Origin of the sequence: Bacillus sp. T17B1 (genome assembly GCF_026796395.1) — a bacterium.
Taxonomy (GTDB): Bacteria; Bacillota; Bacilli; order Bacillales; family Bacillaceae; genus Bacillus; species Bacillus spizizenii_A.
In genome coordinates, this window is the sequence record NZ_JALAYA010000032.1 from 1 (window position 1) to 13,451 (window position 13,451).

17 protein-coding genes are annotated in these 13,451 nt (G+C 44.9%); all 17 read right to left on the bottom strand.

Annotated elements, in window-relative coordinates; genetic code table 11:
• Positions 1 to 34: 34 nt before the first annotated feature.
• On the bottom strand, positions 35 to 1,354 hold the full coding sequence (gene lysA, locus MOF34_RS15970) for a diaminopimelate decarboxylase (RefSeq protein ID WP_268400841.1): 1,320 nt from the start codon (positions 1,352 to 1,354) through the stop codon (positions 35 to 37).
• Positions 1,355 to 1,460: 106 nt separating this feature from the next.
• Positions 1,461 to 2,942 (bottom strand): spore germination protein SpoVAF, encoded by a 1,482-nt coding sequence (spoVAF, locus tag MOF34_RS15975; RefSeq protein WP_268400821.1) that lies wholly within the window; start codon positions 2,940 to 2,942, stop codon positions 1,461 to 1,463.
• Entirely contained in the window at positions 2,887 to 3,504 is a 618-nt protein-coding gene (gene spoVAEA, locus MOF34_RS15980) for a stage V sporulation protein SpoVABEA (RefSeq protein WP_019714838.1), read from the bottom strand. The genes spoVAF and spoVAEA overlap by 56 nt, the downstream gene beginning before the upstream one ends.
• A gap of 7 nt (positions 3,505 to 3,511) precedes the next feature.
• Complete coding sequence (gene spoVAE / locus MOF34_RS15985) at positions 3,512 to 3,862, bottom strand: stage V sporulation protein AE (RefSeq protein WP_019714839.1); 351 nt, start codon at positions 3,860 to 3,862, stop codon at positions 3,512 to 3,514.
• Between the two features lies 1 nt (position 3,863).
• Positions 3,864 to 4,880 (bottom strand): stage V sporulation protein AD, encoded by a 1,017-nt coding sequence (spoVAD, locus tag MOF34_RS15990; protein ID WP_268400822.1) that lies wholly within the window; start codon positions 4,878 to 4,880, stop codon positions 3,864 to 3,866.
• A 12-nt stretch (positions 4,881 to 4,892) separates the two neighbouring features.
• On the bottom strand, positions 4,893 to 5,345 hold the full coding sequence (gene spoVAC / locus MOF34_RS15995; RefSeq protein WP_019714841.1) for a stage V sporulation protein AC: 453 nt from the start codon (positions 5,343 to 5,345) through the stop codon (positions 4,893 to 4,895).
• Positions 5,346 to 5,357: 12 nt separating this feature from the next.
• A complete protein-coding gene (spoVAB, locus tag MOF34_RS16000) occupies positions 5,358 to 5,783 on the bottom strand; it encodes a stage V sporulation protein SpoVAB (protein ID WP_268400823.1) in 426 nt (141 codons plus the stop codon).
• The gene (spoVAA, locus tag MOF34_RS16005; RefSeq protein WP_029317068.1) at positions 5,773 to 6,393 is read right to left on the bottom strand and encodes a stage V sporulation protein SpoVAA; all 621 of its coding nucleotides are present in this window, start codon (positions 6,391 to 6,393) and stop codon (positions 5,773 to 5,775) included. The genes spoVAB and spoVAA overlap by 11 nt, the downstream gene beginning before the upstream one ends.
• A gap of 127 nt (positions 6,394 to 6,520) precedes the next feature.
• Positions 6,521 to 7,288, bottom strand: coding sequence for an RNA polymerase sporulation sigma factor SigF (sigF, locus tag MOF34_RS16010; RefSeq protein ID WP_019714844.1), 768 nt, complete (start codon positions 7,286 to 7,288; stop codon positions 6,521 to 6,523).
• Between the two features lie 11 nt (positions 7,289 to 7,299).
• A complete protein-coding gene (spoIIAB, locus tag MOF34_RS16015; protein ID WP_019714845.1) occupies positions 7,300 to 7,740 on the bottom strand; it encodes an anti-sigma F factor in 441 nt (146 codons plus the stop codon).
• Positions 7,737 to 8,090, bottom strand: coding sequence for an anti-sigma F factor antagonist (gene spoIIAA, locus MOF34_RS16020; RefSeq protein ID WP_019714846.1), 354 nt, complete (start codon positions 8,088 to 8,090; stop codon positions 7,737 to 7,739). Before spoIIAA ends, spoIIAB begins: the two co-directional genes overlap by 4 nt.
• A 95-nt stretch (positions 8,091 to 8,185) precedes the next feature.
• The gene (gene dacF / locus MOF34_RS16025) at positions 8,186 to 9,355 is read right to left on the bottom strand and encodes a D-alanyl-D-alanine carboxypeptidase DacF (protein ID WP_268400825.1); all 1,170 of its coding nucleotides are present in this window, start codon (positions 9,353 to 9,355) and stop codon (positions 8,186 to 8,188) included.
• A gap of 159 nt (positions 9,356 to 9,514) precedes the next feature.
• Positions 9,515 to 10,330, bottom strand: a complete 816-nt coding sequence (locus tag MOF34_RS16030) for a purine nucleoside phosphorylase I, inosine and guanosine-specific (RefSeq protein WP_019714849.1) — start codon at positions 10,328 to 10,330, stop codon at positions 9,515 to 9,517.
• Between the two features lie 12 nt (positions 10,331 to 10,342).
• A complete protein-coding gene (deoB, locus tag MOF34_RS16035) occupies positions 10,343 to 11,527 on the bottom strand; it encodes a phosphopentomutase (RefSeq protein WP_019714850.1) in 1,185 nt (394 codons plus the stop codon).
• Between the two features lie 162 nt (positions 11,528 to 11,689).
• Entirely contained in the window at positions 11,690 to 12,580 is an 891-nt protein-coding gene (gene xerD, locus MOF34_RS16040) for a site-specific tyrosine recombinase XerD (RefSeq protein WP_268400827.1), read from the bottom strand.
• Between the two features lie 5 nt (positions 12,581 to 12,585).
• A complete protein-coding gene (locus tag MOF34_RS16045; RefSeq protein WP_003223970.1) occupies positions 12,586 to 12,813 on the bottom strand; it encodes a YqzK family protein in 228 nt (75 codons plus the stop codon).
• Between the two features lie 124 nt (positions 12,814 to 12,937).
• Positions 12,938 to 13,387 carry a ferric iron uptake transcriptional regulator gene (gene fur / locus MOF34_RS16050; RefSeq protein WP_003223972.1) on the bottom strand — a complete coding sequence of 150 codons (450 nt, stop codon included), beginning with the start codon at positions 13,385 to 13,387 and terminating at the stop codon, positions 12,938 to 12,940.
• Positions 13,388 to 13,451 lie beyond the last annotated feature (64 nt).

Here is a 13,451-nt window from a genome sequence, read left to right on the forward strand (position 1 = left end):
ACTTTAGGGGGTCACTTCAGAAATCGGCGCCTTTTTATTGCTTTACACTCGTTTTAAAGGGCAGGTCAAGTTTCACAATATCCTCGTATGTTTCTCGCTTCACGACTAAGTGATCCTCTCCATCTTCTACAAATACAACGGCAGGTCTCGGAATTCGATTGTAATTGTTGGCCATGCTGTACCCGTAAGCGCCTGTACAAAAGACGGCAAGAAGATCGCCTTCTTTTACTTCCGGCAGGTCAATATCCCAAATCAGCATATCGCCGCTTTCACAGCACTTTCCGGCAATTGAAACCGTTTTGTCATGCGCTTCTCCGATACGGTTGGCTGTCGCAGCTTCATACTTAGCCTGATAAAGGGCAGGACGAATATTGTCGTTCATGCCTCCGTCTACAGCCACATACTGGCGGACGCCCGGCACTTCTTTTTGAGAGCCAACCGTATAAAGGGTTGTACCCGCGTCTCCCACAAGAGAACGTCCCGGTTCGATCCAAATTTCCGGAATGTTAAAACCGTAACGGGCTGCATTTTCCTTCACAGCTTCGATAATTTTTTCAACGTATTCAGTTGCATGAAGCGGTTCATCGTCTTCCGTATAACGGATGCCAAAACCTCCTCCAAGATTCAACACCTTGGATACAAACGAATATGATTCTCTCCACTCGTCCAGTTTTTTGAATATTTTTTCTGCGGCTAACACAAACCCGGCCGTATCAAAAATTTGCGAACCGATATGGCAATGGACACCGAGCAGCTGAATATGTTGTGAGTGTAATATTTGCTCAATCGCCCGTTCAGTTTGTCCGTTATGAAGGTCGAAACCGAACTTTGAATCTTCCTGACCAGTTGTAATGTAGTCATGCGTATGCGCTTCTACTCCGGGCGTGATCCGAAGAAGAACATCAATTGAGTGTCCCGTTTCTTCACATAGGTCTTCCAAAAGCGAAATCTCATAGAAATTATCCACCACAATGCAGCCGATGCGATGCTCAAGTGCCATCCGCAGTTCTTCTCTGCCCTTGTTATTCCCATGAAAGTGAATGCGTTCTGCCGGAAAGCCTGCAGCAACAGCTGTATAAAGCTCTCCCCCGGACACGACATCTAAAGAAAGTCCCTCTTCCTCAGCGAGCTGAATCATTGCAACTGATGAGAACGCTTTGCTCGCATATGCCACCTGTGCTTTCAGCCCTGCAGTAATAAATGCCTGCTTAAAGCTTTTAGCACGCTCACGTATTAAAGCCACATCATATACGTAAAGAGGTGTGCCATATTTTTCAGCTAAATAAAGAGCGTCCACACCTCCGATTTCTAAATGCCCATGTTGATTTTGTCTGCTTGTGCCATGTAAGAACAATGTCATTCCCTCTTTCTCCGCTTATGGGTGAAAAGGACAGTTTTATGGACTGTCCCTTCATAATTAAGACATACATTATCATACTCTTCAGGCAGTTTCAATGCGATTATGAATTGGTAGGCTGTCTTAAGCGATTTCTTGGGTGAACGATACTTGGTCTTACTTTTGCACCAGGTTTTGCTGTACGGATCAGCACCTGCCACAGCGCCTTGCCGTTAAAGGGAATCAGCGGCCACAAATACGGTGTCTGAAGAGATTTGATGCTGGCCATGGCAATAATTAACACTGTAAATCCGATAACGAGCCCTTTTACATGAAATAAAGCAACGAGTATCATGAGAGTGAGACGGCCCATTTTGTTTGCCAAACTTAATTCATAACTAGGTGTGGCAAAGGTTCCAATCGCTGCAAGTGAAACGTAAAGAATAACCTCTGGAGAAAACAGGCCAACCTCTATGGCAATTTGTCCGATCAGCACAGCGGCAATGATACCCATCGCCGTGGATAAAGCTGTCGGGGTATGAATGGCAGCCATTCTGAGAAACTCGATCCCTAAATCAGCTAAGAATATTTGCAGAATGATCGGGATATGTGTATTCTTATTCAAACCAATAAAATCCATATTTTCAGGAAGCAGGTCCGGCTGCAGGACAAAGAGAAACCAGATCGGAAGAAATATAGTGGATGCAATGATACCGAAGAATCTTACCCATCTTAAAAAGGTGCCGACTGCAGGCGCCTGCCTGTATTCTTCAGCATGCTGAACATGGTGGAACAAAGTTGTCGGGGTGATAATCACACTCGGTGATGTATCAACCATAATAATGACATGGCCTTCAAGTACATGATTAGCCGCTACATCCGGCCTTTCTGTATAGCGGACGAGCGGATACGGATTGTAGCTTTGTTTAATGATAAATTCTTCTACTGTTTTGTCAGCCATTGTTAACCCGTCCACATCGATGGCAGCAATTTCTTTTTCCACGATGTCAACTAGATCTGGATCTGCAATATCTTCAATATAACAGATGCTAAGATCCGTTTTTGATCGCTCGCCGACCTTTGTCATCTTGATGCGAAGACGTTCGTCCCTGATCCGCCTTCTGAGAAGAGCCGTATTGACGACGATATTTTCAACAAATCCGTCTCTGGCTCCCCTTACCACCTTCTCTGTATCAGGTTCCTCCGGATTTCTGCCCGGATAGCTTCTGACATCAATAATAAATGCGAAGCCTGCGCCTTCAACAATGACTGCAACTAATCCGGACAGCACTTGGTCAGTTGTTTCATCCAGCGTTTTTACTTTTTCAACCTGGGCATTAAGAAGCCTGTTTTCGACAATATTAACCAGTTGATCTGGATCTTCATCCCGATTGTTAATGAAAACAAGTTCTCTCATTAAATGAATGATATAAGCGGTGTCGGATAATCCATTCAGATAGTAAAGATGTATTTCCTTATCTAAGATATTAAGCTTGCGAACCCCCACATCATAGCTGGTTCCCATTCCGACCCGATTTTTAAAATACGCTTCATTTTTGGCTGGATCTCGATAAACCCGAATTTTCTCTTCCTTGTGATCCGGCATGATACCCGCTCCTTTCTAAAATAAACTCGACCGCTTTCATGGTGATTGGCGACCCTATTGAGATATCGTCTTTTCTGCCCATTTTGCCGATATCCCCGATACCGACAATAAGCGGGAGATCAAGTTTATCAAGGCAATAGACTGTATCTCCGCTCATTCTGTGTTCATCAAATTCCCTCTCTCCGACTTTATCCACGCCGTATTCAGTTATTTCTCCATTGCGGTCAATGCTTACGTCAACCCTGGTCCATTCAGCCTGATGGGTTTTTGACGCGACCGCAATCACTCCGAGCACTTCAATTGACGGATGGGTGGCAACATAGATCAGAGCGGATTCTCCCGGACCCTCTCCTTGAAGGCCGGAGTCGTCAAACATGACAAAAACAGGATCATACGGTGCAGAGGTGATCAGCTTGACAAGCTCCGCGCCGCTTCGGGTGGAAGGGTTGCCTTTTGATTGTGAAATACATCGCCCTCCCACTTGGCTTGCGGCGTATTCAATTGTTTTAGAGGCATACACATCTCCGTCTGTTACCAGTATGACCTTGCGTTTTATCGTCATGTCAGCATTATCCTTTCGGTTTGAAAATAACAGCTACAAGAAAGGCGAAGAGAATGGCGGCTGAGATACCGGCAGAAGTCAGCTCAAATATCCCCATTCCAATTCCGATAAATCCGTGTAAATGCGCCTGGTGCATGGCACCGTGCAGAAGACTGTGGCCGAAGCTGACAATCGGAACGGTGGCCCCGCCTCCGGCAAATTCAATAAATTTATCGTAAATGCCGAAACCATCTAAGATCGCGCCGATCACAACAAATGATGTCATGACGTGGGCTGGCGTCAATTTGAAAATATCCAAAAGCAGCTGGCCGACTATACAAATGGCACCGCCGCATACAAAAGCCAAAAGGTAGTCCATGTTAAGATGCACCTCCTGCACGCTCAAATACAACCCCATGGGCGATGGTTGGGATGGATTCTTTTTGCTGAATCATCGTCGGGCTTAACAGCGCCCCGGTCGCCACGACAAATACACGGTTTAATTTTCCTTCTCTCAGCTGCTTAAAAATGTGAGAGTAGGTGACAATTGCTGAACAAGCACAGCCGCTCCCTCCGGCAAAGACCTGCTGATCTGGTGTATAAACCAAAAGCCCGCAATCATCATGCTTTGTGCCAACCGGATAACCGTCTTCTTTTAAAATGTCTTTCACGATGGGAGATCCGACGCCGGAAAGGTCACCTGTCAGGATAAGATCATAGTCATCCGCTGTCCGGTTCAGGTCTTTAAAATGCTGCTTAATCGTATCAGCTGCAGCCGGAGCCATGGCCGATCCCATATCAAACGGATCTGTAATTCCTAAGTCAGAAACCTTTCCGACAGTTGCGCTTGTGATTTGGATATCACTCGGTGTCTGACTGATGACAACTGCTCCGCTACCGGTGACAGTAGAAGTGGCAGTGTCCGGTTTTTGGCCTCCGTATTCCGTCGGATAACGAAACTGTCTTTCCGCTGTGGCATTATGACTGCTTGTGGCAGCGAGCGCCCTCTTGGCAAACCCGCCGTCAACTAAGGCAGACGCGACAGCCACAGTTTCCATTGATGTTGAACAGGCGCCAAACATACAAAGAAACGGAATGTTCAAGTGTCTTGCCACATAGTTGGCCGTCACGTTTTGGTTCAGCAAGTCGCCTGCCAGCAATAGATCAATATCACCTATTGTGAGGTTATTTTTTTGAAGCGCTGAACGAATAGCATCTTCCATCAGCTGGCGTTCAGCCATTTCCCAGCTTTTTTGATTACAGTGCATCTCATCATAGGTTTTATCATATAAAGAGCCGAGCGGCCCGTCTTTTTCCTTTGGTCCGGTTGCCGTTCCCGCCGAGTTGACAAATAAAGGATGTTCAAATACCCAGGTTTGCTTTCCTGTTAATTTCATTTTCTTCTCCTCCTATGACATCAGTTTCTCAAAAGCAAACCGAATCATTCCGACGATGTAAGCAGCCACAACTCCGAAAACAATGACATTTCCCGCAAGTTTAAACATGTTTGTCGCTACTCCAAGAACTAACCCTTCACTTTTATATTCAAGAGCCGCGCTTGCCATACTGTTGGCAAAACCTGTAACCGGCACGGCTGAACCCGCGCCTGCAAACTGTCCGATTCTGTCATAGATGCCGAACCCGGTCAGCAGTGCTGAAATTAATATCAGTGTTGCCGCTGTTGGATTACCTGCTGTTTTTTCATTAAAATTAAAAAAATGGATATAAAAATTCTGCAGACCTTGCCCGATCGCACAGATCAGGCCGCCTACCAAAAAGGCTTTTACACAGTTCCAGACGTAAGGCGGCTTAGGCTGATAGGTTTTCACTTTTGATTTGTAGTTTTCTTTTATGTTTGTCATCTTGAAACCTCCTTATGAATGATCAATAAAATACAGCCAGTGAAATAAAGATCCTGCGATTTTCCCCATCACGATGGCCATTAAGAGGATAATGATTTTACTTCTGAGTCCGATTCGTTTTGCTAGAATCGGCAAGACATTTAAAACCTCTGTAAGTGCAGCTGCAAGCATCCCGACAAACACACCAGCCAGCAGCCCGACCGGCACAGCAAGCCATTTTGTTAAAAAAAGATGGTTCATTTGAAGCGTCTCCCATCCCCCGCATACCGCGCCAAGAATAACAGCCGCTTCATAGGCCTGAACAAATCTCATCGTTTTGGTGAGCTGCATCAGCCGCGGAATAATTCCCATTACGGTTAAAAAAGCAACGAAGCCAGCCCCTACCGTGATGCCTCCGCCGAGCCCGACAAAAATAATGAACAATACACTAACGATCATGCAAGTCCTTTATTGTTTCTCGATTCTCATGCATGGCCACATATTGGTCGAGATCAAGCTGGTAGTTAAACATCTCAACCTCCAGCGGGCTGGGCTCTTCATTAAGGCGCTTTTTAAATATGTGGTTAAAAAACACGATCATCCCCAGTCCCAAACCGATGCTGTATGGGATTTGAAGCAAGTATGGATAGTCATTTCTCTCTCCGGTTATGATTTCATATAGTGCGATATGAACATCTCTCATGCTTACATCTTCATGAAAGTTCATGATGGCAAGACACGATCCGATAAACAGTAGCAGCCAGACACCGATAAACAGTACCGTTGATAATTGCCGTTTCCGATACTGAATTTCAACAATGGTTTCTGCTCCGCCTACCGTCTGAACATCGAGTGTCGGATCTTGTAAATGAATGGCTTTGAGGACTTGTATGATATCCAGAATTACAATATTTTTATCTTTTTCGCTCACCTGATAAAGCGGCATTGCCGACAGTTTCTTTTTCAGCTGAAGCTGTCCTTCAATTTGCGCGGCATCTCCAACCGTGATGATATCTCCCGGATGGGCCAGCACCCTGTGGCGAAGTCGGATAAATATACGTCGTTCCATCATTGATCACCATCTTTCGGTGGTTATATATGTAGTATGTGGTTCGATTTTGTTCTCATTCATCCGCTCGAAAAGACCATAAATTACCACGCTTTTGCACACCAAAAAAGCTAGCCTGCATGGCAGACTAGCTTTCCGTATGATCCATTTGAACCTTAATCTGTTTTAATATTTTCTTTTCAAGCCTGGAAACCTGAACTTGAGAAATCCCAAGCCGCTCAGCCACCTCGGACTGCGTCTGGTCTTTATAATATCTGAGATAGACGATTAGTTTTTCCCTTTCCTCCAAATCGCTGATCGCTTCTTTCAGGGCAATCTTTTCAAACCATTTTTCTTCTGAGTTGTCAGCGATTTGATCAAGCAGGGTTATTGGATCTCCGTCATTCTCATAAACGGTTTCGTGAATCGAAGACGGAGCCCTTACCGCCTCTTGGGCGAGTACGACATCTTCTGCTTCAATTTCCAAATGGTCGGCGATCTCTTGCACCGTCGGCACTCTGCCTAGTGTTTTTGAAAGCTCATCCTTCGCGCGCCGGATTTTGTTTCCGAGCTCTTTTAAAGACCTAGACACCTTCACGGTTCCATCATCACGAATAAAGCGCTGGATTTCACCGATAATCATTGGCACTGCATACGTTGAAAAACGCACATCATAGGTTAAATCAAATTTGTCCACAGATTTCAACAGCCCGATGCAGCCGATCTGAAAGAGATCGTCAGGCTCGTATCCTCTGTTTAAAAACCGCTGTACGACAGACCAAACAAGACGCATGTTTTTTTCTATGAGGAGGTCTCTTGCCTGCTGGTCGCCATTTTGGCTTTGTTTGATTAATTCCTTTACTTCATGATCCTTCAGCTGAGCGTTTTTGCCGTTTTTCTTAACCTCCACATCCATAACAAATCTCCTTAATTACAAAGCGCTTTGCTTTTTGATAAGTGCTTTGTTAAGCGAATCGTTGTGCCCATCTCAGGTGATGAATCAATACTGACATCATCCATGAAATTTTCCATAATAGTAAAGCCCATTCCAGAGCGCTCAAGCTCAGGTTTAGTCGTGAATAAAGGCTGGCGGGCCTCTTCAAGATCTGTAATGCCCCTGCCTTCATCACGAATGGTCATATATACGACATGATCTTCCAGCGTCACTGAAATGTAGACTTTTCCGTCACAGTCCTCTTCATATCCATGGATAATAGCATTCGTTACGGCCTCTGACACGACGGTTTTGATCTCGGTCAGTTCATCCATTGTCGGGTCAAGCTGGGCAATAAACGAAGCAACTGTGACACGGGCGAACGATTCATTCTGGCTGAGGGCAGAAAATTCAAGATGCATTTCGTTTTTCATGATGCCACCCCCAGCGTTAGCAGCGCCTGCTGCTCAGATTGTTCAAAACGGATAATTTTAAACAGACCCGACATATCAAACAGCCGCTTTACCGCAGGAGATATAGCGCAAACGACCATTTCCCCGCCAATTTGTTTAATTTGCTTGTATCGTCCTAAAATAACGCCAAGCCCCGAGCTGTCCATAAAGGAAAGGTCCTCTAGGTTCAGCACGATATGGCGAATATCATCCTTCTCCAATGATTGAGTTACTTTTTGTTTCAGGGCTTCAGCCGTATGGTGATCGAGTTCGCCTGTTAATCGAATACAAAGCACAGATTCTTTGACATGCATGTCAATTCCAAGGCTCATGCTCATTCCTCCTTGATATGATCGGATAATGAGTGTTTCGATTTCGACGGAATAAATTCCTTCACCGTGACAAAACTAGTGGCCATTCGGCATAATTACTTAAATTTTGTCCAGTCTCCCATCGTCCGCTTCAAGAATGTTAAGAACCCGGCTTTCTTCATATCTTCTTTAGCAGCAACAGGACTTTCAGCGAGCACTTCTCCATCCTTTTTCAGAACGAGTGTGCCAAGCTCTTGGCCTTTTTGCACAGGAGCACTTACATTGTCATTCAATTTGATTTCTTTTTTCACATTTTTCATATCCTCGCCTTTTTTCGTCAATATTGAAATCGGCTCAGAAGTAGAGAGTTCGATAAATTTTTGTTTGCCTTTTTTGACCTTTACTTTTGCTACGATTTCATTTCGCTTATATAAAGGATGTGTTTCATATTGACTAAAAGCGAAATCAAGCATCTTTGTCACTTGCGCGTTTCTATCTTTAGGTGTGCTCGCTCCGAACACAACCGCAATGGCCCGCATGTTTCCTTTTTTAGCCGAAGCTGTCAGACAATATTTCGCTTCACCTGTATAGCCTGTTTTTACGCCGTCTACGCCAGGATAAAACTTGATCAGCCGATTCGTATTAACAAGCCAAAACTTTTTATCTGTATTTTCCCGCAAATAGTCTTCATACGTGCCGGTAAACTTCGTTATTGATTCGTATTTCAATAGTTCCTTAGCCATGATTGCCATGTCATACGCAGAGCTGTAGTGTTCATCCTCGGTCAGTCCGGTCGGGTTTTTGAAGGATGTATTTTTCAAGCCCAGCTCTTTTGCTTTTTTATTCATTTTCTTCACAAATTCTTCTTCAGAGCCGGAAATGAATTCAGCCATCGCTACGGAGGCGTCATTCCCCGATGCGATTGCGATGCCTTTCAGCATTTCTTTGACTGTCATTTCCTCACCGGGTTCAAGAAAAATTTGTGAACCGCCCATTGAAGCCGCGTGCTCGCTCGTACGGACCTTATCACCCATTTTGATTTTGCCTTCATCTAAAGCTTCCATAATTAAAAGCATCGTCATAATTTTCGTCATGCTTGCAGGCGCCAGTCTCTCATTACTGTTCTTGTTGTAAAGCACTTTTCCCGTGTCACGTTCTATCAGCACCGCAGACTTCGCTTCATGAGCAAGCTCCGATGAACCTTTTCCGTCTTGTTTTGCAAATGCAGACGGCGCAAATGTAAGCAGCATTATACCAATCAACAAAGTGGATAAAAGACGTTTCATCTCAAAAGCCCTCCATTTCATAATCCTTTTTATTTTTTCCAAGCGGAATGGTTTTATACGCCACTGATGGAAAATGTTTCGTATCTTAATTCGGCATAAAAAAAGACAGCTGCGTCATGTCAGACACAGCTGTCTTTTGAACTTGCTATCACTTCACTTTTATTCGTACTGAGCGACGACTGCTTTTACAAGCTGTAAGAATCCTGCTTTTACTTTTTCCGTCACTTCCATTACTTCATCGTGACTTAAAGGCTGATCCAGAATGCCGGCTGCCGCGTTAGAGATACAGGAGATGCCAAGGACACGCATTCCTGCATGATTCGCCACAATGACTTCCGGAACAGTAGACATGCCGACTGCGTCAGAGCCCATTGTTCTTAAGAAGCGGACTTCTGCCGGTGTTTCGTAAGATGGTCCTGTCACAGCGGTATACACGCCTTTTTGAATTGGAATGTTAAGGTCTTTCGCAATGTTTTCAGCCAAGCTGGAAAGGTCTTTGTCATAGGCTGAAGACATATCTGGAAATCTGGCGCCGAAATCGGCTTCATTTGGCCCGATCAGCGGGTTTGTTCCCATAAAGTTGATATGGTCAGTAATAATCATTAAGTCTCCCGCACGGAATTCTGTGTTGACACCGCCTGCAGCATTTGTCACGATTAACGCTTCCACGCCGAGCGCTTTCATCACGCGTACAGGGAAGGTGACTTTCTCCATTGAATAGCCTTCATAAAAGTGAAAACGGCCCTGCATTGCTATAACGGACACTCCTTCAAGGGTGCCAAGCACAAGCTGGCCGGCATGTCCCTCAACAGTGGATACCGGGAATTCAGGTATGTCTTCATATTTCAACTTGACCGGATTTTCAATTTCATCCGCCAAAATACCAAGACCTGAGCCTAAAATAAGGCCAATCTTCGGAGATTCCGGCAGGTTTTGCTTAATAAAATCGGCTGCGCGTTCAATTCTGTCTTTCAAGAAACAGTCCCCCTATTGTAATAAAGATAAAAAGCTTTTCCCGTATTTCGGTTTATTCGTTTGGAAATTATCAGCGATCGTAGCGCCGATATCAGCAAATGTATCTGCAAGCGGCAGCATTTGCGCTTTCTGATGTTTTTTGCTGTAAGCGAGAATCGGCACGTACTCGCGTGTATGGTCGGTTCCGTGATGAATCGGATCATTACCGTGGTCAGCTGTAATGATTAACAGATCGTCTTCTTTCATTTTCTCAAATACTTCCGGAAGACGTGCATCAAATTCTTCAAGCGCGCGTCCGTAGCCTTCTGGGTCACGGCGATGTCCGAATAAAGCGTCAAAATCAACAAGGTTTGCAAAGCTCAGACCAGTAAAGTCTTCTCCCAGCGTATCGATCACCTTGTCCATTCCGTCCATATTGGAAACTGTTCTCCGTGACGAGGTAATGCCTTCTCCGTCATAAATATCAGAGATTTTTCCGATTGAGATCACATCTAAACCGCTGTCTTTCAATTCATTCATAACAGTGCGGTCAAACGGCTTAAGCGCATAGTCATGACGGTTTGGTGTCCGTTTAAATTGTCCCGGCTCTCCGACGAACGGCCGTGCGATAATACGGCCTACCATATACTTCGGATCAAGCGTCAGCTCTCTCGCTGTTTCACAAATGCGGTACAGCTCTTCAAGCGGCACAACCTCTTCGTGAGCGGCAATTTGCAGAACAGAGTCAGCAGATGTGTATACAATTAAAGCCCCTGTCTCCATGTGCTCCTGGCCAAGTTCATCCAAAATCGCTGTGCCGGAAGCCGGCTTGTTTCCGATAATTTTGCGTCCAGATTTCTTTTCCAGCTCCTGAAGCAGTTCATCAGGGAAGCCTTCCGGGAATACTTTAAACGGTTTATCAATATACAAGCCCATGATCTCCCAATGGCCGGTCATGGTATCTTTACCGTTAGACGCTTCTTGCATTTTTCCATAATACGCAAGCGGATGTTCTGTTTTTTCTACACCTTTGATATCTCCGATGAGACCAAGGCCGAGCTTTGCCATATTCGGCATATGTAATCCATTCATATGCTCACCAATATGCCCGAGCGTATTGGCGCCTTCGTCATTAAAGTCAGCGGCATCCGGCGCTTCGCCGATTCCGACTGAGTCCATCACAATTAAAAACACACGATTATATTTGTATGCAGGCATCTCATGAAAGCCTCCTTTTTTTCTATACGTCTATTGTATCGCTAAGAGGTCAGACAACTCAAGTATAAACCGTTTTCATTCCCGTTGACAATGCATTCAGAAATAATGAGAAACTTCAATATTTTCTGTCGCCCTAAACAAAAAAGCCGCAGCCACCTGCGGCTAGGCGCGCGGATGAAACTGCTTGTACACATCCTTCAGCCTTGTTTTCGTCACATGCGTATAAATTTGCGTCGTCGATATATCCGCATGGCCGAGCATTTCCTGCACCGCTCTAAGATCAGCCCCGTTCTCAAGCAGATGGGTCGCAAAGGAATGCCTGAGGGTATGCGGGGTCAGCTCTTTTTTAATCCCCGCTTCCAGTGCGATTTTCTTCAGGTTTTTCCAAAATCCCTGGCGGCTGATCTGTTTGCCGTGATGATTTAAAAAGAGAGCGTCAGACACATTGTTCTTCAGCAGTTTCCCCCTGGCTTTGGTTATATATTCCTCAATGGCGGAAGCGGCCGCTTCACCGATTGGCACGATTCGTTCTTTTCTTCCTTTCCCGAAGCAGCGGACAAAACCCATGGATAAATGAACATCTGCCGTTTTCAATTCAATCATTTCACTGACTCGTATGCCTGTCGCATAAAGCAGCTCCAGCATTGCTTTATCCCGATAGCCGAAAGGACTCGTCAGTTTAGGCGTGTCCAATAATCGTTCGACCTCATTGAGTGCGAGCACCTTCGGAAGCGCCCGTTCGGTCTTTTGTGTTTCGATATGAACGGAAGGATCCTTGTCCGTCACCTTTTCCCTGAGCAGAAATTGGTGAAAAGAGCGAATCGAGGCCAAATGACGCGCCGATGTCTTGCCGGATTTCCCCGAGTCCTTCAAGTGCTTTAGATATTGGATAATATGTATACGGGTTACGTGATTCCAATCCGTAACATGAAGGGTTTCTGTTAAATAGAGAGAATAGCTTTTCAAGTCACGTTCATAAGATACCACTGTGTTTTTGGAAAGCCCTCTCTCTACCGTGACGTAGTGGATGAAATCCTTTATTTGATCTTTCACTCTATCTACTCCCCGTTTTGGTAAAAAAAGATCAACCGGTCGAACCATCCGCCTTTTTCATCCTGATCCATTTCAACAACTTTTACAGCGGAGCCTTCCGGTTTATCGTACCGATGATAGTTTTCATACTCTTGATTCACCCATATCATAGCATAATAGAACAGAGCGGTAAAACCGGTAAACAGGATGAAAACTTTCAATGCATCGAGAGCTGTTTTTAGGAATCTTCCCATGTCCTAATCGATCCTTTCCCTATGGTTCCAGTTATTTAAACCATATGCCAAATCAGAAAGGTTTTATACATAGAAACAGCAAAAAACCCTTTCCCTATGAGAAAAGGTTCGCGCTCGGCACCGTCTATTCAGTTTCTTTTCCGTTACAGCGGTGGCATATGCCGTGAAACGTCAATCTATGATCTTTAATCTTAAACTTCCAATCACGTTCAATGATTTCTTCCACGTCTTCAAGCAAATCTTCTTCAATTTCATCAACGGCTCCGCACTCCATGCACACCAAGTGGTGATGAAAGTGAGCTGCCCCCTCTTTACGAAGGTCATAACGGGACACGCCGTCTCCAAAGTTAATTTTATCAACGACTTTTAATTCAGTTAATAATTCAAGCGTACGGTATACTGTTGCGAGACCGATCTCAGGAGATTTCTCTTTTACGAGGAGGTATACATCTTCTGCGCTTAAATGGTCTTCTTCATTTTCAAGCAGCACTCTTACTGTCGCTTCACGCTGAGGCGTAAGTTTGTAGCTGGATGAGTGCAGTTGTTTCTTAATTCGATCAATACGGTTTTCCATGTCTTTCCCTCCTACGCCGCATTCCATGACTCATTATAACAAAATACGCGCGGAGTTCCAACTA

Excerpts from the sequence above, each read along its gene's own strand:
- spoVAF (WP_268400821.1), bottom strand. The coding sequence starts at position 2,942 with ATGCCGGATCACAAGGAAGAGAAAATTCGGGTTTATCGAGATCCAGCC.
- spoVAEA (WP_019714838.1), bottom strand. The coding sequence starts at position 3,504 with ATGACGATAAAACGCAAGGTCATACTGGTAACAGACGGAGATGTGTAT.
- spoVAE (WP_019714839.1), bottom strand. The coding sequence starts at position 3,862 with ATGGACTACCTTTTGGCTTTTGTATGCGGCGGTGCCATTTGTATAGTC.
- spoVAD (WP_268400822.1), bottom strand. The coding sequence starts at position 4,880 with ATGAAATTAACAGGAAAGCAAACCTGGGTATTTGAACATCCTTTATTT.
- spoVAC (WP_019714841.1), bottom strand. The coding sequence starts at position 5,345 with ATGACAAACATAAAAGAAAACTACAAATCAAAAGTGAAAACCTATCAG.
- spoVAB (WP_268400823.1), bottom strand. The coding sequence starts at position 5,783 with ATGATCGTTAGTGTATTGTTCATTATTTTTGTCGGGCTCGGCGGAGGC.
- spoVAA (WP_029317068.1), bottom strand. The coding sequence starts at position 6,393 with ATGGAACGACGTATATTTATCCGACTTCGCCACAGGGTGCTGGCCCAT.
- sigF (WP_019714844.1), bottom strand. The coding sequence starts at position 7,288 with ATGGATGTGGAGGTTAAGAAAAACGGCAAAAACGCTCAGCTGAAGGAT.
- spoIIAB (WP_019714845.1), bottom strand. The coding sequence starts at position 7,740 with ATGAAAAACGAAATGCATCTTGAATTTTCTGCCCTCAGCCAGAATGAA.
- spoIIAA (WP_019714846.1), bottom strand. The coding sequence starts at position 8,090 with ATGAGCCTTGGAATTGACATGCATGTCAAAGAATCTGTGCTTTGTATT.
- dacF (WP_268400825.1), bottom strand. The coding sequence starts at position 9,355 with ATGAAACGTCTTTTATCCACTTTGTTGATTGGTATAATGCTGCTTACA.
- deoB (WP_019714850.1), bottom strand. The coding sequence starts at position 11,527 with ATGCCTGCATACAAATATAATCGTGTGTTTTTAATTGTGATGGACTCA.
- MOF34_RS16045 (WP_003223970.1), bottom strand. The coding sequence starts at position 12,813 with ATGGGAAGATTCCTAAAAACAGCTCTCGATGCATTGAAAGTTTTCATC.
- fur (WP_003223972.1), bottom strand. The coding sequence starts at position 13,387 with ATGGAAAACCGTATTGATCGAATTAAGAAACAACTGCACTCATCCAGC.